The sequence below is a fragment of the Pseudoduganella sp. GW821-FHT05F09 genome (assembly GCF_059419605.1).
On record NZ_JBWKSD010000009.1, the window covers coordinates 143,009 to 162,037 of the forward strand.

General features: G+C 65.3%; 15 protein-coding genes. 9 read left to right on the forward strand and 6 right to left on the reverse strand.

The window, feature by feature from the left end:
* Positions 1-48: 48 nt before the first annotated feature.
* Complete coding sequence (locus AC07S4_RS25660; RefSeq protein WP_494989296.1) at positions 49-468, reverse strand: DUF7684 family protein; 420 nt, start codon at positions 466-468, stop codon at positions 49-51.
* 230 nt (positions 469-698) lie between these two features.
* On the opposite strand from AC07S4_RS25660, the gene AC07S4_RS25665 reads away from it, so the two are divergent.
* On the forward strand, positions 699-1,226 hold the full coding sequence (locus tag AC07S4_RS25665) for a hypothetical protein (RefSeq protein ID WP_494989297.1): 528 nt from the start codon (positions 699-701) through the stop codon (positions 1,224-1,226).
* 85 nt (positions 1,227-1,311) lie between these two features.
* Here the strand turns inward: AC07S4_RS25665 and AC07S4_RS25670 are convergent, their stop codons facing one another.
* Both AC07S4_RS25670 and AC07S4_RS25675 read right to left on the reverse strand, forming a co-directional pair.
* Positions 1,312-2,559 (reverse strand): MFS transporter, encoded by a 1,248-nt coding sequence (locus AC07S4_RS25670; RefSeq protein WP_494989298.1) that lies wholly within the window; start codon positions 2,557-2,559, stop codon positions 1,312-1,314.
* An 11-nt stretch (positions 2,560-2,570) separates the two neighbouring features.
* Positions 2,571-3,095, reverse strand: coding sequence for a PadR family transcriptional regulator (locus tag AC07S4_RS25675; protein ID WP_494989299.1), 525 nt, complete (start codon positions 3,093-3,095; stop codon positions 2,571-2,573).
* Between the two features lie 130 nt (positions 3,096-3,225).
* Between AC07S4_RS25675 and AC07S4_RS25680 the strand changes: the two genes are divergently transcribed.
* Positions 3,226-3,894, forward strand: a complete 669-nt coding sequence (locus tag AC07S4_RS25680) for a hypothetical protein (protein WP_494989300.1) — start codon at positions 3,226-3,228, stop codon at positions 3,892-3,894.
* Between the two features lie 6 nt (positions 3,895-3,900).
* On the opposite strand, the gene AC07S4_RS25685 is transcribed toward AC07S4_RS25680, so the two are convergent.
* The 3 genes from AC07S4_RS25685 to AC07S4_RS25695 form a co-directional block, all read right to left on the reverse strand.
* Complete coding sequence (locus AC07S4_RS25685) at positions 3,901-4,437, reverse strand: hypothetical protein (RefSeq protein ID WP_494989301.1); 537 nt, start codon at positions 4,435-4,437, stop codon at positions 3,901-3,903.
* Between the two features lies 1 nt (position 4,438).
* On the reverse strand, positions 4,439-6,316 hold the full coding sequence (locus AC07S4_RS25690) for a glucokinase (protein WP_494989302.1): 1,878 nt from the start codon (positions 6,314-6,316) through the stop codon (positions 4,439-4,441).
* 139 nt (positions 6,317-6,455) lie between these two features.
* On the reverse strand, positions 6,456-8,078 hold the full coding sequence (locus AC07S4_RS25695; RefSeq protein ID WP_494989303.1) for an alpha-glucosidase: 1,623 nt from the start codon (positions 8,076-8,078) through the stop codon (positions 6,456-6,458).
* Positions 8,079-8,326: 248 nt separating this feature from the next.
* On the opposite strand from AC07S4_RS25695, the gene AC07S4_RS25700 reads away from it, so the two are divergent.
* The 7 genes from AC07S4_RS25700 (at position 8,327) to AC07S4_RS25730 (ending at position 19,001) form a co-directional block, all read left to right on the forward strand.
* The gene (locus tag AC07S4_RS25700) at positions 8,327-9,970 is read left to right on the forward strand and encodes a POT-type proton-dependent oligopeptide transporter (RefSeq protein ID WP_494989304.1); all 1,644 of its coding nucleotides are present in this window, start codon (positions 8,327-8,329) and stop codon (positions 9,968-9,970) included.
* Positions 9,971-10,276: 306 nt separating this feature from the next.
* The gene (locus AC07S4_RS25705; RefSeq protein WP_494989305.1) at positions 10,277-11,254 is read left to right on the forward strand and encodes an ABC transporter substrate-binding protein; all 978 of its coding nucleotides are present in this window, start codon (positions 10,277-10,279) and stop codon (positions 11,252-11,254) included.
* 12 nt (positions 11,255-11,266) lie between these two features.
* The gene (locus tag AC07S4_RS25710) at positions 11,267-12,088 is read left to right on the forward strand and encodes an ABC transporter permease (RefSeq protein ID WP_494989306.1); all 822 of its coding nucleotides are present in this window, start codon (positions 11,267-11,269) and stop codon (positions 12,086-12,088) included.
* Positions 12,089-12,098: 10 nt separating this feature from the next.
* Positions 12,099-12,902: an ABC transporter ATP-binding protein gene (locus AC07S4_RS25715; protein ID WP_494989419.1), complete on the forward strand. Its 804-nt coding sequence runs from the start codon at positions 12,099-12,101 to the stop codon at positions 12,900-12,902.
* A gap of 82 nt (positions 12,903-12,984) precedes the next feature.
* A complete protein-coding gene (locus tag AC07S4_RS25720; RefSeq protein ID WP_494989307.1) occupies positions 12,985-14,802 on the forward strand; it encodes a sensor histidine kinase in 1,818 nt (605 codons plus the stop codon).
* Complete coding sequence (locus tag AC07S4_RS25725) at positions 14,783-16,153, forward strand: sigma-54-dependent transcriptional regulator (protein WP_494989308.1); 1,371 nt, start codon at positions 14,783-14,785, stop codon at positions 16,151-16,153. Before AC07S4_RS25720 ends, AC07S4_RS25725 begins: the two co-directional genes overlap by 20 nt.
* 109 nt (positions 16,154-16,262) lie before the next feature.
* On the forward strand, positions 16,263-19,001 hold the full coding sequence (locus AC07S4_RS25730; protein WP_494989309.1) for an alpha-1,6-glucosidase domain-containing protein: 2,739 nt from the start codon (positions 16,263-16,265) through the stop codon (positions 18,999-19,001).
* Positions 19,002-19,029: the final 28 nt, after the last annotated feature.

Here is a 19,029-nt window from a genome sequence, read left to right on the forward strand (position 1 = left end):
TCATCGCGGTTAATTTGCAGGTTGAGGGACCATAACTCGATCTGCTCGTTAGCAGGAATGTAGTGGCTCGTTACACAGTTCGTGTATAAGCGCTTCCGCCACGGCAAACTCATCATCCAATATGAGCAAGCAGCGAAATGGCTCGTCACCAGGATGGGCCGCATGCAAAACGAATTGCGCCACATCCCGAGGCGACTCGGCCTGATGTGACGTCGTCGAAATGTTCAACCAATAAGGTTCACCCTGCTCCAGAACAAAGTCGATCTCATCTTCCAGCACATCTGCATGGGGGCCGTACAGGACAAACAATTCAGTTCCGGCTGCGAGGCTGGCTTTGGTCAGCAAATCGAGTTCAGGCGGGGCCGCAGGGCTTTGAAACGCCACCAGGCAAACCGTCGGCATGACAGTCAACAGACTGATTGCCGCCAAGTCGCCACGCCGCACCACCTTGACTTCGCATGCTTGCATAGTCCGTCCCTCCTGCTAAACGAACGTATCGCTTTCCGGCGCTTGCGCCGGAGATCGTCATTTGAATCATACGCTCCGTTCATGTGCGCGTCCTTGGCTGTGTACATAACGAGCTTACGACAATGGGAATTTGCGCTTTTGCGGCGGAGCAAAGGGTCTGGTTGCCGCTGGTGACCCTTTGGTTTAGTATGGCCGCAACTTTCCTCTCTCTATGACAAGGCTGGCATCCGATGGCACCGCGCTCCTCCACTTCCAAAACCGCTGCGATTGCCGGAGCGCTGGCCGGGCTGCTTACGGCCGCCCTGGGCGCCTACTATGTGTACTCGGTGCGCCATGAGGCCCAGCCGCGCGCGCAAGTGGCAACGGTGGCGAGCGCGGGCGCGGTGGCGCTGCAAGGCGGCGCCGCCGGGACGCAGGCGCCCGCCGCAAAGCTGAGCCGCGAGCAGGCGGTGGCGGCGCTGATGGCGCTGCCGGAACTGAAGGCGTGGGCGGACCGGATCGAAAAGTCGTCGAACGGAAAGGCGCATGGCGCGCTGATGGAGTACGACGCGCAGCTGCGCGCCGTGAAGGGGAAGCAGTATTACCAGCTGAGCTTTGTCGAGAACAGCAGCGACGCGGCGCAGCGCTGGGAGAGCTTCCTGGTGGCGCAGGCGGACGGCGAAATCCTGGTGGATGACGATGTCTCCGGCGAGGCGCTGACGCTGGAGCAGTGGCGCAAGGACAAAAAGCCGATGCAGCGCAGCGGGCCGGGCGAGTGATGCTGGCGGGTTACGGCGTGCCGCCTAACCCGCCCTACGCGACACCACGCGACTCAATGCGATTCATCGCGCCGCTACGGTGCTGTTATGCGGCTGAGCGCACTGTGGCGGGCGGGGCAAGCACCGCGCTTTGCACGCGGCCTATCCAGAGTATCGCCGCCATCGTCAGCGCGGCGGCCAGCCAGCCGTTGTAGCCATAGCCTTCTATCTGCCCGCCGGCGCCGGTGCTGAGCCACAGGCCGCCGACGAAGGCGCCCAGCCCCGTCCCCATCTGCTGCACCGCCGAGTTGGCGCTCAGGAAGGCGCCGCGCCGCGACGGCTCGGGCACCGTGGTCATCAAGGCTTGCAGCGGCACCGTGCGGCCCGACAGCGCCGTCATGAAGAACGGGAACATCAGCACCAGGCCGATCAGCGGCACGTGCGGCAGATGCGTAATCAGCATCAGCGGCACGATGGAAAAACCGGCCACGTAGCGGAACACGCGCTGCTTGCCCGCCCGGTCCGCCCAGGCGCCGATATTGCGCGCGCTGAACAGCGTGGCCAGCCCGCCGGCCAGATAGATCCACGTGATCTCCGCCGGCTGCACGCCGTAATTGGCCACCAGCACCGGCGAAATAAAGGGAATCACCAGCATGCCGGACATCATGGTCATGCCGCTCAATGCGAAAGCCTTCAAGTGCGCCGGTACGCGGAACATGCCCACCAGCTCGGGCAGGATGCGCGCCACCGGCACCGGCTGCGCCTTCAGGTGCGAAGTCATGGACGGCAGCGCGCGCAGCGCCACGCCCCAGATCAGCAGCGACAGCCCCACCAGCAGATAGAAGGCGGACTGCCAGCCGAAGTGCGCCGACATCATCACGCCCGCCGGCACGCCGGCAATGGCGGCCAGGCTGAACGAGGTCATGACGATGCCGGTGGCCGCGCCGCGCCGTTCGGGCGGCACCAGGTCGCCGATGATGGCCATGCAGATCGAACCCAGCACACCGCCGGTCACGCCGGCAAAGGCGCGCGACAGCACCAGCACATGGAAATTGGGCGCCATCGCGCAGGCCAGGTTGGACAAGGTGAACAGGAAGAACATCGCCAGCAGCAGGCGCTTGCGGTCGAAGCGGTCGATATAGGTCATGGCCAGCAGGCCGGACAGGCCGGCGCACCAGGAATAGACCGAGACCGCGCCCGACACGGCCGCCGGCGTTTTGCCGAAGGCCTGCATCAGCTGCGGCGCGAGCGGCATCATCACCATGAAGTCCATGATGACGGTGAACTGCGTCAGCGCCAGCAGCCACAGGATAAGGCGTTCGCGGGCCGGCGAGACGGGTGTAACAGTTGCCATAGGCGCTCCCTTCAGTCCAGCTGGTTGATGTCGTCGGCGGCTTTGCGCAGGATGGCGCGGATGTGCTGCAGCCGGGTTTCGTTCGGCGCGCCGTCGCGGGCGCGCGTGATGACCGCTTCCTTCAGCGCGTGCATCAGCGAACGCAGGTCGCCGCCCGCCTCCGCCGGCTCGCTCAGGCGCGCCATCATGGCGTCCACCATCTGCCGGTTTTCGTCCAGGAAGGCCTGGCCGTCCGGCGTGACCGTGTGCAGCTTCTTGGCGCCGTCATGGCTGATGGACACATGGCCCATATCGTACAGCATTGCCATCAGCGGGTAGATCGCGCCCGGGCTGGGCGTGTAGCTGCCGCCGGTGCGCTGCTCCAGCTCCTTGATGATCTCGTAGCCGTGACGCGGCTTTTCCGCAATCAGCTGCAGCACCACGTAGCGCATGGCGCCCGAGTCGAACATCTTGGGACCGCGCCCGCCGCCGCCGCGGTGGCCGTGGCCGTGCATATGCGGGTGGAAATGATGATGGCCTTTGAAAAAGTGGAACATGGTAATCTCCATAAGATATATCGAAGTAAGATATATCTTAACCTGTTTTTTTGGAATTTCAAGATTTTTTTGTGCCACCCGCTTTCGCGCATTGCCGTATCATGCAAGCTCTGTCCCGTTGTCCACGTCCATGTTCAAGAAACTACTCGCCCTCTTTGGCAAAAAAGCCCCAGCGGCGCCAGCCGGCCCCGTTGTCCCCAGTGCGCCCTATAAACAGGACGAACTCAATCTGATCTACAACCTGCTGTTCTGCGACGAGTCCTCGCTGTACCAGCCGCAGGGCACGGAAACGGCCTTGTTCGGCGAGCAGGCCGACGCCGCCGTGGTGCGCACCATCGCCGAGGACAGCGACGAGGAAAGCCGCGTGCGCATCCTGGCCTGCAACTGGCTGCGCGAGAACGGCCATGCCGTGCCGGCGCACGAGTTGCTGGGCGTGATCGTGGAAGTGCCGCTCGACGAGGGCCTGGACGTGCTGGCCGCCTACGCGGACGGCACCGTGCGCTACATCAACCAGACCGGCAAGTTCGCGGTGTTTGAAGGCGCGCCGGACGCGGTGGCCGACAGCGCCAAGGCGCTGGTGGAAACGGCCAAGCCGGCGCTGCGCCAGGCCACGCCGGCCAAGGGCGGCCGCATGCCGCCGCCGGGACCTGGCCATCTGCGCATCGGCTTCCTGGCGTCGGACGGGCTGTATTTCACGCAGGGGACGTTTGAAGTGCTGGCCAAGGACGCGCGCGCGTCCTCCGCTATCCAGAGCGCGCAAACGCTGCTGGACCTGGTGGTGCGCCAGGCCAGCGAGTAGCAGGGATCAGGCGCTGGCGTAGTCGGTGATGGTGATGCGCACCGCGTTGCGCGTGGCGTCCACCTTGAAGATATAGCCGCCCAGGCTTTCGAAGTCGCACTCGCCTTCCACCGGCGCGGTGCCGTCCTTGCAGATGGCCAGCTTGCCCGCCGCCGGCTTCAGCGCGTGGGCTTTTTTCAGGAAGGCCAGCAGGCCGGGCACGTCGCGCGCCGCCTTGCTGGTTTTCAGGCGCTGCATTTCCGCAGCCGCAAAGTCCAGCCAATAATTCAAATCATGCGCGCCGGCGGGACGCGGCAGCACCAGCGTATATTCCGTCACCAGCGTGTCCACGCACTGCGAATGCAGGATCTCCAGCCGCACGTCCTTCTCCACCTGCGCGGATTCGGCGGCGCCGTTGTTCTTCTTGCGCACAAAGGTCTGCTGCGGATACGCCTGCGCCTGCAGCGCCGGGGACGGCGGCTGGAAGGTGCAGGCCCCGGCGGCCTGCGCGGCGCCCGGCAGGGCGAACACAAAGCCAAGAATGGCGGTGGCGCAGATTTTCATGTCAGCTGTCCAGGTGGGAAATCAGTAGGCGGCGGCTGTCGGCTTCCACGCCCTCGCCCGCTTTGCGTTCCAGCACCAGCTCCGCGTTCTGCGCGTCCACCGAAATACCCACCGACAGAATGTCGATCAGCAGCAGCTGCAAAATGCGCGAGATCATGGACAGGAAGGTGGTGCTGTCCTCCGAATGGTCCACCGCCAGGCACACCGAGGCGCGCTTGGCCAGCGGCGACTGGCTGCTGGTGATGGCGATAACGTCGGCGCCGGCCGCGCGCGCCGCGTCCACCGCGTCCAGCAGCTCCGGCAGCTTGCCGGAATTGGAGATGGCGATCACCACGTCGCCCGCCTTCAGCAGGCCGGCGGCCAGCACGAACAGGTGCGAATCACCATAGGCTGCGGTAGGAATGCGGAAGCGGAAGAATTTGTGCTGGCCATCCAGCGCCACCACGCGCGAATTCCCCATCGCGAAGAACTCGATGCGCTTGGCCTTGGCCACAAGGGCGATGGCCTTGTCCAGCGAACGCACGTCCAGCTGGTCGCGGAATTTCAGGATGGCCGACACGGTGTTGTCGATCACCTTGGCGCTCAAGTCGTGCGTGCTGTCGGACACGCGCACCTGGCTGTGGCGCACCGGAATGGCGCCGGTCAGGCTGCTGGCAAACTTCAGTTTGAAGTCGGCCAGGCCGGAGAAGCCCAGCGAGCGGCAAAAGCGGATCACGGTAGGCTGGCTCACTTCGGCCAGGCGCGCGATGTCCGCGATCGGTTCGTTCAGCACCAGGCGCGGCTGCTCCAGCACCAGCGCGGCCACGCGCTGCTCGGCCGGAGTCAGCTCGTGCTGCAAATGCTGCACGCGCTCCATCAGCGTGTTGGCGCCGCTGCGCCCGCGCAGGTGTTCGGACAAAATCGTCGCCACGCCGTAGAACGCCGGATTCGGCGTGGTGATGACGTAGGTCGGAATCTCGGACAGATAAGTAGTGAAGCGGCCCTTGGCCTCGAAGCGCGCGCGGAACGGCGAGCTAGCGAACCACTCGCCCATGCGCGGCACGATGCCGCCGCCGATGAAGATGCCGCCGAAGGCGCCCAGCGTCACCGCCAGGTTGGCGCTGGCGCCGCCCAGCATGGCGCAGAAGCACTCCAGCACTTCCAGGCACAGCGGGTCTTTGTCGGTGAGCGCGCCGGCCATGATCTCCTGCGCGTTCAGGTCTTTCACGTTGCGGCCGTTGCGCTTGGCGATGGCGCGGTAGATGATTTCCATGCCGGGGCCGGAAATCAGGCGCTCGGTGGATACGTGCGGCCAGGTCTGCCATGCGTACTGCAGGATGGCGTATTCACGCTCGTCGGCGGGCGCAAAGTTGGTGTGGCCGCCTTCGGAGCCCAGCGTGACAAAGCCGTCCACGGTCGGAATCACGCCGGACACGCCCAGGCCGGTGCCCGGTCCCAGCACGCCGATGACGGAATTGCTGGCAGGGGCGCCGCCGCCCACCTGCATCAGGTCCGCCGGCTTGAGGCCGGGCAGCGACATCGCCAGCGCGGTAAAGTCGTTCACCACCAGCAGCGTGTGCAGGCCCAGCGCGCGGCGCACCTCGTCGGTGGAGAATTCCCAGTCGCGGTTGGTCATGCGCACGTAGTCGCCGCTGACCGGGTTGGCCACGGCCAGGGCCGCGTGGTTCAGCGTGATGTCGGCGTGGTCGGACAGATAGGTGCGCAGCAGCGGCACGATGCCGGTGAAGTCGTCGCACTTGAGCACGCGCACGGCGCGGAACTCGGACGGGCCGGTCTGCAGCGCGAAGCGCGCATGCGTGGCGCCGATATCGGCCAGCAGGCGCGGACCGTCCGCGAAAGCGGTGCGGCTGGATTTTTGGTCAACTTCAGCTAGTCTCATCGTCGATTTTATTTTGTTGGGAATATAACGCCCCGGAAGGCGGCAAGCATACCCTAAAACCTGCTTTTGTAGGGCGGGTCATTGACCCGCCATGCAAGCGTTTCGACGGCGCCCGGCGGGTCAACGGACCCGCCCCGCATCAGGCCGCGTAGCCGAACCAGGCACCGTAGGCCGGCAGCTTGACGGTGCCATCGGCGCCCGCCTCGCCCGGCAGGCCGGTTGCGGTGATCGTCTCCGCGCCAGCCGCCTGCGGCAAGGAAATCGTCACCGGCTCCTTGCCCAGATTGAACACGGCCAGCACGCTGCGCTCGCCGGCCAGGTCGCGGCGCAATGCCAGCACCGGCTCCGGCGTGTCGAAGAAGACGATGTCGCCGCGCGTGAGCTGCGGCATGGTGCGGCGCCAGGCGATGATCTTGCGCGCAAACGCCAGCGGCGACGCGGCGTCGGCTTCCTGCACCGAAGCGGCGCGGGCAACGTGCTTCTCATCCACCGGCAGCCAGGGCTTGCCGCTGGTGAAGCCGCCGTTCGCGTCCTTGTTCCAGGCGATAGGCGTGCGGCAGCCGTCGCGGCCTTTGAACTCGGGCCAGAAGGTGATGCCGTAAGGGTCCTGCAGCAGCTCGTAAGGCACGTCCGCCTCGGTGAAGGCCAGCTCGTCGCCCTGGTACAAGCAAGGCGTGCCTTTCAGCGACAGCTGCATGGCCAGCACCAGCTTGGCCATTTCCGGCGACGGGTTCTCGCCGCCCCAGCGCGTCATCACGCGGATCGAATCGTGGTTGCCCACCGACCAGGAAGCCCAGCCATCCTTCACGCGCGCGCCGAACTGCTCCACCTGCGAGCGGATATGCTTGGCCGAGCACACCGGCGTGAGCAGGTTGAAGCTGTAGGCCATGTGCAGCTTGTCGCCGCCCTCGGTGTATTCAGCCATGACGGCCAGCGAATCGTCCGCGCCCACTTCACCGATGGCGACAGCGCCGTATTCGTCCAGCAGCACGCGCAGCTTCTTCAGGAAGGCCACGTTTTCAGGCTGGGTCTTGTCGTGGATGTGGGCCTGCATGCCGTAAGGGTTCACGTCCGTCACGGTGGAGGTGTCGCGCACCAGCGCCGGCGGATTGCTGCGCAGCGAACGGTCGTGGAAATGGAAATTGCAGGCGTCCATGCGCACGCCGTCGACGCCGCGCTCCAGCCAGAAGCGCAGCGCGTCCAGGTGCGCCTGCTGCACTTCAGGGTTGTGGAAGTTCAGGTCCGGCTGGCTGACCAGGAAGTTGTGCATGTAGTACTGCTTGCGGCGCGAGTCCCACTGCCAGGACGAGCCGCCGAACACCGACATCCAGTTATTGGGCGGGCAGCCGTCCGGCGCCGGGTCGGACCAGACGTACCAGTCGGCCTTGGGATTGTCGCGGCTCTTGCGGCTCTCGGCGAACCACGGATGGTCTTCGGCCGTGTGCGACATCACCTGGTCGATCATGATTTTCAGGCCCAGGCTGTGCGCCTTGGCGATCAGCGCATCGAAATCAGCCAAGGTGCCGAACAGGGGATCGACGTCGCAGTAGTCGGAAATGTCGTAGCCGAAGTCCTTCATCGGCGACTTGAAGAAGGGCGAGATCCAGACGATGTCCACGCCCAGCTGGGCGATGTAATCCAGCTTGGCGGTAATGCCGGGCAGGTCGCCCACGCCGTCGCCGTTGCTGTCTTTGAAACTGCGCGGATAAACCTGGTAGATGATCGCTTCGCGCCACCAGTTCGGAGACAATTCTTTGCTCATGTCGGTATCCATAGAGGGAGTTTGTAGAGAATATACATGATGTATTTGTTTTTTTCAATCACAAACCACAGCCAACAAATTACATAATACACTTTAAAATCAATAAGATAGCAATTTAAAGGCAAAGTCACTGAGTAGTCAAACTACAATTCACCTTCGGTTATTTACCGTACGGCAACTTGCATATACCAGTTGCCAAGCGCAGCCGGTTCGTCATAGCATCCCGCAAAGACCAACAGGGAGAACCAATGACACAAACCGCAGCGCAGCAGGGCAACGGGCCACTGCCGCGACAAATCCCCTACATCATCGCCAACGAAGCCTGCGAACGCTTCAGCTTCTACGGCATGCGCAACATCCTCACCCCATTCCTGATCAGCACCCTGCTGCTGTTCATTCCGCTGGCCGACCGCCCCAGCGAAGCGAAGCATGTGTTCCACACCTTCGTGATCGGCGTGTACTTCTTCCCGCTGCTGGGCGGCTGGCTGGCCGACCGCTTCTTCGGCAAATACAACACGGTGTTCTGGTTCAGCCTGATCTACTGCGCGGGCCACGCCTGCCTTGCGGTGTTCGAGAAAAACCTGGAAGGCTTCTATCTGGGCCTGGCGCTGATCGCCTTCGGCTCGGGCGGCATCAAGCCACTGGTGGCCTCCTTCGTCGGCGACCAGTTCGACCAGACCAACAAGAACCGCGCCAAGGTGGTGTTCGACGCCTTCTACTGGAGCATCAACTTCGGCTCCTTCTTCGCCTCGCTGCTGATGCCCATCTTCCTGCGCGACTACGGCGGCGCCGTCGCCTTCGGCATTCCCGGCATCCTGATGTTCGTGGCCACCTTCGTGCTGTGGCTGGGCCGCAAAAAATACGTGCACGTGCCGCCGGCCGCGCCGAATCCCAACTCCTTCATGAACGTAGCGAAAACCGCCCTGCTCAGCACCGCGCCGGGCAAGTCGCGCGCGGGCCTGCACTTCGCCGTCATCGGCGTGATCGGCGCACTGGGCTCGCTGGCCATGACGCCCAAGTGGGGCTTCGTGATCGCAGCCTGCACCGCGCTGGTACTGCTGCTGGCCTTCGGCGGCATCGGCACCTCCATGCAGCTGGAACGCGCACGCGGCAAGCATAGCGACGAAGGCGTGGACGGCGTGCGCGCCGTGCTGCGCATCTTCATCGTGTTCGCGCTGGTGACGCCGTTCTGGTCCCTGTTCGACCAGAAGGCCTCCACCTGGATCGTGCAGGCCAACGACATGACCCACCCGACCTACGAGCTGCTGGGCTGGAGCTTCAGCTTCGTGCCGGCGCAGATGCAGGCGCTCAATCCGCTGCTGGTGATGCTGCTGATCCCCTTCAACAACCTGGCCCTGCTGCCCATCCTGCGCGCCATCGGCATCGAACCGACCGCGCTGCGCCGCATGGGCGCCGGCATCTTCTTCTCCGCGCTGTCGTGGGTGGTGATCGGCACCATCCAAGTGGTGATGGACGGCGGCACGCCGGTGTCCATGGCGTGGCAGATCCTGCCCTACGCGCTGCTGACCTTCGGTGAAGTGCTGGTGTCCGCCACTGGCCTGGAATTCGCCTACAGCCAGGCGCCGTCCTCGATGAAGGGCGCCATCATGTCGCTGTGGTACCTGGCGGTCACGGTCGGCAACCTGTGGGTGCTGATCCTGAACTCCAGCGTGAAGAACGAAGCGGTATCGGCCTACATCGCCAGCACCGGCTTCTCCGTGATGGCCTTCCAGATGTACTTCTTCGCCGCCTTCGCGGGACTGGCGGCGGCCATCTTCGCCTGGTACGCCACGCGCTACCGCATGGTGGACAACTACCGCCCCGAGCCCGAGCCGAATCTGTGCTACGGCACCACGACTGAGCCGCAAACCTCGGCGCCCAAGCCGGCATAACCTTCCGCGCCATCCACCGCGTAGGGCGGGTTAGCGGGCTGTGCCCGCGTAACCCGCCATTGCAGGCGTCGCGGCGGCACCGGCGGGTTACGGCGTCGCCTAACCCGCCCTACGCAGCTCATTTTTTTGAGCGGGAATCCGCACAAGGCGCGGCGCCGATTCCGGATTTCCGCCGCACGCCCTTCCCTCCGCGCCGCTCTGCGGCAGCGCACCAAACGAATCAAATCAAGCACTTGTCTTTTCAAGACCGCTTGGCACGGAATCTGCTCAATAGCTCCCTACAACAAACCCGCTTAGGAGACGAGCATGAGCATCACCCGTATCATTCCCCTCGCTATCACCATCGCCGCCGCATTCGCCGCCACCAGCGCCAGCGCGCAGGAAGTGGTCCGCCTCGGCAACCTCAAATTCGCGCACTACGGCGCCGTGTCGTACATCAAAGAGATCGCGCCCAAATGCGGCATCAAGGTCGAAGAGCACACCTTCGCCAAAGGCCCGGACGTGATGCAGGCCATCCTGGCCGGTGAGCTGGACGTGGGCGCCACCGCCTCCGAAGCGGCGATCCAGGGCCGCGCCAACGGCGCCCCGATCTACGTGGTGGCCGGCTTCGCCAAAGGCGGCGCGCGCCTGGTTGCGCGCCCGGACAGCGGCATCAAATCCATCAAGGACCTGAAGGGCAAAAAAGTCGGCGTCACGCGCGGCGGCATCCATGAAGTACTGCTGGCGGCCGAACTGCAGCAGGCCGGCATCACCTTCTCCGACCAGCCGGGCAAGGACGTGCAGCTGATCTTCCTGGCCTTCGCGGACCTGAACCAGGCCCTGCTCGGCAAGAACCTGGACGCCATCATGCAATCGGAACCGCAGTCCTCGCAGGCCATCAACAAAGGCTTCGGCGTGGAAGTGATGAAGCCCTACGACACGCCGATCGGCGAGCCGGTGCGCACCATGGTGATGAGCGAGAAGTTCTACAAGGAGCGCCGCGCCACAGCCGCCAAATTCATGAACTGCTTCGTGCAGGCCACCAAGACCTTCATCGACAGCAAGCCGACCGCCGAGAAGTACGTGCGCGAAGTGATCTTCAAGAGCCAGATCACGGCCGACGACTTCCAGGACGCCATCAGCAACTCGCCCTACACCTACGACGTGACCGCGCAGCACATCCAGATCACCACGGACGTGATGGCCAAGACCGGCGTGGGCAAGATGCGCAAAGCGCCGGTGGCCAGCGAGTGGGTCAAGACCGACCTGCTGGACGAAGCCAAGAAAAGCCTGAACATCAAGTAAAGCGGGGACATCATGAAAAAAATGAATTGGCGGGAAATCGGCACCGGGCTGGTGGTGCCCGCCGTGGTCGTGCTGCTGTGGCAGGCCAGCGCCATGCTGGGCTGGGTCAATCCGCAGGTGCTGCCGTCGCCGGTGGCGGTGGTGCAGAAACTGGCTGAATACGCGCTGCCGCTGACTGCCTACGATGGGTCCGCCAGCTCCTGGCTGGCCTGGGCCGTATCGGGCGAGCTGTGGATGGACACGCTGGGCAGCATGTACCGCGTGCTGGTCGGCTTCGCCATCGGCGCCGGCCTGGCCCTGCCGCTGGGCCTCATGATGGGATCGAGCCAGCGCGCCTACGCCTGGTTCAACCCGCTGATGCAGCTGCTGCGCCCCATCCCGCCCATCGCCTACATTCCGCTGTCCATCCTGTGGTTCGGCCTGGGCAACGCGCCGGCCGTGTTCCTGATCGCCATCGGCGCCTTCTTCCCGGTACTGATGAACACCATCGCCGGCGTGCGCCAGGTGGACGGCATCTACATCCGCGCCGCGCGCAACCTGGGTGTGAACCAGCGCACCATGTTCATCCGCGTGATGCTGCCGGCGGCCGTGCCCTACATCCTGTCGGGCGTGCGGATCGGCATCGGCACCGCCTTCATCGTGGTGATCGTCTCCGAGATGATCGCCGTGAACAACGGCCTGGGCTTCCGCATCCTGGAAGCGCGCGAATACTTCTGGTCCGACAAAATCATCGCCGGCATGATCAGCATCGGCCTGCTGGGGCTCTGCATCGACATCGGCATGAACAAACTGAACAACCACCTGCTGCGCTGGCACCGTGGCCTGGAGAACTGAGATGAGCAAAATGGAAAAGAACTTCAGCCACATCACCGTGCGCGGCGTGAACAAGGTCTTCAAGAGCAGCGACCGCGAAGTGGTGGCGCTCAAGGACATCAACCTGGAAATCCCGCAGGGCCAGTTCGTCTGCCTGCTGGGGCCATCGGGCTGCGGCAAGTCCACGCTGCTCAACGCCATCGCCGGCTTCTCGCCGCCGTCCAGCGGCGAGATCACGGCCGACAGCCGCATTGTGACCGGCCCCGGCCCCGAGCGCGGCATGGTGTTCCAGGAATACGCGCTGTTCCCGTGGATGACGGTGGAAAAGAACATCGCCTTCGGCCTTGAGATCAAAGGCATGTCCCAGGGCGAAATCGACCAGACGGTGGCCAAGCTGCTCGACATGCTGTCGCTGAGCGACTTCCGCCACCGCTTCCCGAAAGACCTGTCGGGCGGCATGCGCCAGCGGGTGGCGATCGCGCGTGTGCTCGCGCTGGACTCGCCCATCATGCTGATGGACGAACCGTTCGGCGCGCTGGACGCCCTCACGCGCCGCAACCTGCAGGACGAGCTGCTGCGCATCTGGGCCGAGCTGAAAAAGACCATCATCTTCGTCACCCACAGCATAGAAGAAGCGATCTACATGGCCGACCGCATCGTGGTGATGACCTACCGTCCCGGCACGGTCAAGCGCGACATCATGGTCGACCTGCCGCGCCTGCGCGACCCCTCCGCCGCCGAATTCAACGCCCTCAAGCGCGAACTCGGCATGCTGGTGATGGAAGAGCAGCAGCGCCACCACAACGACGAAATGCGCATGGCCGCCGTCGACTAAACCTGTGGGGTCAGTTCTGTCATCACGTCATGCCGGCAGGCATGACGTGATGACAGAACTGACCCCGATGTAAAATCGCACCATGCGCGCAAAACTGTTCAGGGTACTGGTCTTTCTGGGGGCTGCCGGGGTTGTCGCGGCGGCCTGGTGGACCGGTACGCTGCGCGCGCAGGCGGATCTGATGGAGCAGGGCCGGCGCCAGCTGGAGCTGCTGGCGCCGGATCTGCAGTCGGCCATGGAGAAGTATGAAACCCTGCCCTTCGTGCTGGGTTTCCAGCCGGACCTGATCCAGGCCCTGGCCCATCCCGACGACGCGCCCACCATCGCGCGCCTCAACCAGTCCCTGCAAACCATCCAGCAGCAAGCCAAGGTCGGCGCCATCTACATGATGGACCGCACCGGCCTCACGCTGGGCGCGAGCAATTGGGACCAGCCGCTCGGCTTCGTCGGCAAGAATTTCTCCTACCGCCCCTACTTCAACGAAGCGCTGCATGGCCGCGCGGGTCTGTTCTACGGCATCGGCACCAGCACCAGCGAGGCCGGCTATTTCATCGCGCAGCCGGTGTACCGCAACGGCACGGCGGGCGGACCGGTGGCGGGCGTGGTGGTGGCCAAGATCAGCCTGGCGGACTTTGAACAGACCTGGCGCAGCAGCGAGCACGCCATCGCGCTGGCGGACCGGCACGGCGTGATCTTCCTCAGCAACCAGCCGCAATGGCGCTACCGCAGCCTGCAACCGCTCAGCGCGGCCACCACGCAGGAGCTGGCGCACACGCAGCAGTACATGGGACAGACGGTGGCGCCGCTGCCCGCGCATCCGGGCCAGTTCGCGGCGCGGCCGGTGGGCCGCCTGGGCTGGCAGCTGATGCTGTTCCCGTCGCAGGCGCGGGTGGCGCGCGCCGGCTTGCAGTGGGCGCTGGCGGCGGTGCTGCTGCTGTCGTGTGCGGCCGTCTCCTGGTGGGCGCTGCACCAGCGCCGGCGCAGGCTGGAGGAACGCAAGGAGTCGCGCCAGGCTTTGCAGCAGGCCGCGCGCGAGCTGGATAGCCGCATCGTTGAGCGCACGCAGCAGCTGCGCGAGACCAACCAGGACCTGGAAAACAAATACGCGCGCCTGAAGGCGGCCGAGCAGATGCTGCGCTCCACCCAGAATGAACTGGTCCAGGCGGGCAAGCTGGCCATGCTGGGGCAGATGGCGGCGGGCGTGACGCATGAGCTGAACCAGCCGCTGGCGGCCATCCGCGCCTTTGCGGACAACGCCCGCACCTTCCTGCAGCGCGGCCAGGCGGCACAGGCGGAGGCCAACCTGGGCCACATCGGCGACGCCAGCGCGCGCATGGGCGCCATCATTTCGCAGCTGAAGGGCTTTGCGCGCAAGGATGAAGCCATCTGCGCGGTGGACATGGCCAAGCCGGTGCGCGCCTCGGCCTTCATGATGGAGAGCGAGTTCCGCCGCCACGGCGTGGCGCTCGCCATCGATGTCGGTTCGGGCAACGGCGGCACGGCGCAGCAGCCGGACGCTGCCCCGCTGCTGGTGGCCGGCGACGCGGTGCGCATCGAGCAGGTGCTCATCAACCTGCTGCGCAACGCGCTGGACGCTGTTGAGGACTCGCCCGAGCGCCAGGTCTGCATCGCCCTGGCGCGCGTGGACGACCACGCCGAAGTGCGCATCAGCGACAGCGGCGGCGGCATTCCCGAGCAGGTGGCGGCGCACCTGTTCGAACCCTTCTACACCACCAAGCCGTCCGGCAAAGGCCTCGGGCTGGGCCTGGCCATCTCGTCGTCCATCGTGCAGGCGATGAACGGCCAGCTGACGGCGCATAATCTGCCCGGCGGCGGCGCGCAATTCGTGCTGCGCCTGCCGCTGCAACTGGAAAGCACCAATGCAAGCCATCCTCATTGAAGACGAAGCCGCGCTGCGCCTGGCCACCGCGCAGACCCTGGAACTGGACGGCTACACCGTGCAGGCCTGCGCCAGCGCGGAAGAAGCGCTGCCGCTGTTGCGCGCCGATTTCCCCGGCGTGGTGGTGACCGACGTGCGCCTGCCCGGCCGCTCCGGCTTGGAACTGCTGGCCCACGTGGCCGCGCTGGATGCCGAGCTGCCCGTCATCGTCGTGACCGGCCACGGCGACGTCACCATGGCGGTGGCGGCGATGCGCAGCGGCGCCTACGATTTCATCGAGAAGCCCTTCGCCTCCGGGCGCCTGATGGACGCGGTGCGCCGCGCGCAGGAGCGCCGCACCCTGGTGCTGGAAAACCGCGAGCTGCGCGCCGCGCGCGCCCTGCATCCGGACACGCCGGACCTGATCGGCCGCTCGCCCGCCATCGAGCAGCTAAAAGTATTGGTGCGCAATGTGGGGCAGGCGGGTGTGGACATCCTGATCAACGGCCAGACCGGCACCGGCAAGGAGGTGATGGCGCGCCTGCTGCACGCGGCCAGCGGCCGCAAGGGCAACTTCGTCGCCATCAACTGCGGCGCGCTGCCGGAGTCCGTGTTCGAAAGCGAAATCTTCGGCCACGAAGCGGGCGCCTTCACGGGCGCGCAGAAACGCCGCATCGGCAAGCTGGAATACGCCAACGGCGGCACGGTCTTCCTGGACGAAATCGAAAGCATGCCGATGGCGCTGCAGGTGAAGCTGCTGCGCGTGCTGCAGGAGCGCCGCCTGGAACGCCTGGGCGCCAACGAGGGCGTGGCGCTCGACTGCCGCGTGGTCGCCGCCAGCAAGGCGGACCTGCTGCAACTGAGCGCGCAAGGCCTGTTCCGCGAAGACCTGTATTACCGCATCGGCGTGGTGACGATAGACTTGCCGCGCCTGCGCGAGCGGCGCGAAGACATCCCGCTGCTGCTGGCCCACTTCGTGCAGGAAGCTGCAGTGCGCTACCAGCGCCCGCTGCCGCAATGGAGCGCGCAGGACATGGCCGCGTGGCAGGCCGCCGACTGGCCCGGCAACGTGCGCGAGCTGCGCAACTTCGCCGAACGCCTGACGCTGGGCCTGGCGCCCACCCTCGCGCCCCCGGCGCCCTCGGCGCCAGCCTCCGCCAGCATCTCCGCACCCCTCGCCGCGATCCCCGGCGCAGCACCCGACGCCTCCTCCCTCCCCCAGCAGGTCGACAACTTCGAGCGCGACCTGATCGTGCAAGCCCTGTCCGCCGCCGACGGCAACGTCGCCCTCGCCGCCGACAACCTCAGCGTGCCCCGCAAGACCCTGTACGACAAGCTCAAAAAATATCAAATCAGCACCGGCAAAAAATAGCCGTCGCCAGCGAAATTCGTAGTAAAGCTACAGCAACTGGATTACCATATCGGACAAATCTAAGCTACAAATGCCAATTTTGTAGCTCAACTACTTTGGAGACGAGTCTATGGCTGGGAAGATGGGAGTGCGCCTGACGCTGGGCGCGGCGCTGGTGACGGCGGCGTTCGGGGCGCAGGCGTCGGTGCAGCTGGGCGCTTGCGATGCGCCGTTTGAAACGGTGCTGCAGCAGTCGAACACCTTCGACGCGCGCGCAGTCTGGCTGAACCGCCAGCTGACCAAGTGGCCGGGCTCGGACGCCAGCGGCTCGTTCAAGCTGTATCACTCGGCCTCCGGCCAGATCAGCGCCGCCGCAGGCGCCAAAGTCTCCGGCGCGGATGGCGCGCTGGCGATGGGCGTCCATACCGCCGCCGTCCCCGCCGACGCGGCCCAGCGCTTCAAATACGTGGGCAGCGGCCCGGTGCTGGCCGTCCAGGCGGCCGACCAGTCCAGGCTCCCGGCCCTGCTCAAGCAGCAACTGGTGCTGGTGCAGGAAAACGCCGACGGCACCGTGCGCGACGCCACCACCTTGCAGATCGCCGGCGCGCTGGATGACCTGTATGCGCCCGCTGCCCGCGTTGCAGATCTTGGCGCCACCGTGGCGAAGGGCCATACCGCCTTCAAACTGTGGGCGCCGACCGCGCAGCAGGTTTCCGTCTGCGTGTATGACAACGGCTACGGCAAGGCCGCGAGCATGGAAACCATGCGCTTCGACGCGGCCACCGGCGTCTGGTCCGCCTCGCGCCGCAGCAACCTGGCCGGGAAGTATTACAAGTATGCGGTGGACGTCGTCGCGCCGAGCAAGGGCCTGGTGCGCAACCTCGTCACCGACCCTTATTCCGTCAGCCTCACCACCGATTCGCTGCGCAGCTACATCGCCGACCTGGACTCGCCCAAGCTCAAGCCCGCAGGCTGGGACAAGGCGCCGGTGCCGAAAAAAGTCGCCGCGCAAACCGATATGTCCGTGTACGAGCTGCACGTGCGCGACTTCTCCATCAACGACAGCACCGTCAGCGCCGCCAACCGCGGCAAGTACACGGCCTTCACCGAGACCGGCTCCAACGGCATGAAGCACCTCGCCGCGCTGAGCCGCGCCGGCATGACCGACATCCACCTGCTGCCGGTGTACGACATCGGCTCCGTGCCAGAGCAAGGCTGCGTTGTGCCGCAGCCAAGCGGCGCGCCGGACGGCGAAGGCCAGCAGGCGCTGGTGGCGGCCACCTTCATCAAGGACTGCTACAACTGGGGCTACGACCCTTACCACTACAGCGCCCCCGAGGGCAGCTACGCCACCGACCCGGCCGACGGCGCGCGCCGCATCATCGAGTTCCGCCAGATGGTGATGGCGCTGCACAAGACCAATCTGCGCGTCGGCATGGACGTGGTCTACAACCATACCTACCGTGGCGGCCAGGAAGAGAAGTCCGTGCTGGACCGCGTGGTGCCGGGCTATTACCACCGCCTGAACGCCAAGGGCGTGGTCGAGCGCTCCACCTGCTGCGACAACACGGCCACCGAGAATATGATGATGGCCAAGCTGATGGTCGATTCGGCCGAGCTGTGGACGCGCCACTACAAGATCGATTCCTTCCGCTTCGACCTGATGGGTCACCAGCCGCGCGCGGCGATGGAGGCCTTGCAGGCGCGCGTGGACAAGGCCGCCGGCCGCAGTCGCGGCGGCGCACCGGTCAACCTGATCGGCGAAGGCTGGAACTTCGGCGAAGTGGAGAACGGCGCGCGCTTCGTGCAGGCGTCGCAGCTGTCGCTGAACGGCAGCGGCATCGGCACCTTCAGCGACCGTGGCCGCGACGCGGTGCGCGGCGGCGGTGCGGGCGATTCGGGCGAGAAGATGTTCAGCATGCAGGGCTATATCAATGGCCTGGTGTACGACGCCAACGCGCATGCGGGCCAGCGTCCGAAGGAAGACCTGCTGCGCGCGGCCGATCTGGTGCGCGTGGGCCTGGCGGGCAGCGTGCGCACGTACCGGATGAAGACCTGGCAGGACAAGGAACTGGAGCTGCAGGCCATCGATTACAGCGGCCAGCCAGCGGGCTACGCCAGCGAGCCGGGCGAGGTGGTGAACTACGTGGAGAACCACGACAACCAGACCATGTACGACGTGAACGTGTTCCGCCTGCCGCTGGCCACCAGCGGCGCCGAGCGCGCGCGCGTGCAGATGCTGGGCGCGGCGATCAATGCGTTCAGCCAGGGTGTGGCTTACTACCACGCGGGTTTCGACATTCTGCGTTCCAAGTCGCTGGACCGAAACAGCTTTGAATCGGGCGACTGGTTCAACCGGCTGGATTGGACGTATCAGGACAATTACTTCGGTGTGGGCCTGCCGCCGGAGGCGGACAATGGCAAGGACTATGCGCTGATGAAGCCATTGCTGGCTAACGCGGCGCTCAAGCCGGCGCCGGCCGATATCGCGTTTGCGCGCGACACCTTCCGCGACCTGCTCAGGATCCGCGCCAGCAGCACGCTGTTCCGCATGCGCACGGCGGCGGACATCAGCCAGCGCCTGCGCTTCCTGAACACCGGTTCGGCGCAGGTGCCGACGGTGGTGGCCGCGCGGCTGGATGGAGCAGGCTACGCTGGCGCGGGGTTCAAGACGGTGACTTATCTGATCAACGTGGATAAGGTGGAGCAGAGCATTGTGGCGGAGGAGGAGAAGGGCAAGCGCTACCGCCTGCATCCGGTGCACGCCGCGCCAGGCGCCGCCGATCCGCGCGCGCAGGCGGCACGATATGACAGCAGCACGGGGCGATTCACGATACCGGCGCGCACGGCGGTGGTTTTTGTTGAGTAAGCGGCGCGCTGGCATGGCGGGTTAGCGG

Bases quoted from the DNA above. Each gene is read 5' to 3' on its own strand.
- AC07S4_RS25685 (WP_494989301.1), bottom strand. From the start codon at position 4,437: ATGAAAATCTGCGCCACCGCCATTCTTGGCTTTGTGTTCGCCCTGCCG.
- AC07S4_RS25695 (WP_494989303.1), bottom strand. From the start codon at position 8,078: ATGAGCAAAGAATTGTCTCCGAACTGGTGGCGCGAAGCGATCATCTAC.
- AC07S4_RS25700 (WP_494989304.1), top strand. From the start codon at position 8,327: ATGACACAAACCGCAGCGCAGCAGGGCAACGGGCCACTGCCGCGACAA.
- AC07S4_RS25725 (WP_494989308.1), top strand. From the start codon at position 14,783: ATGCAAGCCATCCTCATTGAAGACGAAGCCGCGCTGCGCCTGGCCACC.
- AC07S4_RS25675 (WP_494989299.1), bottom strand. From the start codon at position 3,095: ATGTTCCACTTTTTCAAAGGCCATCATCATTTCCACCCGCATATGCAC.
- AC07S4_RS25715 (WP_494989419.1), top strand. From the start codon at position 12,099: ATGGAAAAGAACTTCAGCCACATCACCGTGCGCGGCGTGAACAAGGTC.
- AC07S4_RS25720 (WP_494989307.1), top strand. From the start codon at position 12,985: ATGCGCGCAAAACTGTTCAGGGTACTGGTCTTTCTGGGGGCTGCCGGG.
- AC07S4_RS25665 (WP_494989297.1), top strand. From the start codon at position 699: ATGGCACCGCGCTCCTCCACTTCCAAAACCGCTGCGATTGCCGGAGCG.
- AC07S4_RS25680 (WP_494989300.1), top strand. From the start codon at position 3,226: ATGTTCAAGAAACTACTCGCCCTCTTTGGCAAAAAAGCCCCAGCGGCG.
- AC07S4_RS25670 (WP_494989298.1), bottom strand. From the start codon at position 2,559: ATGGCAACTGTTACACCCGTCTCGCCGGCCCGCGAACGCCTTATCCTG.
- AC07S4_RS25710 (WP_494989306.1), top strand. From the start codon at position 11,267: ATGAAAAAAATGAATTGGCGGGAAATCGGCACCGGGCTGGTGGTGCCC.
- AC07S4_RS25705 (WP_494989305.1), top strand. From the start codon at position 10,277: ATGAGCATCACCCGTATCATTCCCCTCGCTATCACCATCGCCGCCGCA.
- AC07S4_RS25730 (WP_494989309.1), top strand. From the start codon at position 16,263: ATGGCTGGGAAGATGGGAGTGCGCCTGACGCTGGGCGCGGCGCTGGTG.
- AC07S4_RS25690 (WP_494989302.1), bottom strand. From the start codon at position 6,316: ATGAGACTAGCTGAAGTTGACCAAAAATCCAGCCGCACCGCTTTCGCG.
- AC07S4_RS25660 (WP_494989296.1), bottom strand. From the start codon at position 468: ATGCAAGCATGCGAAGTCAAGGTGGTGCGGCGTGGCGACTTGGCGGCA.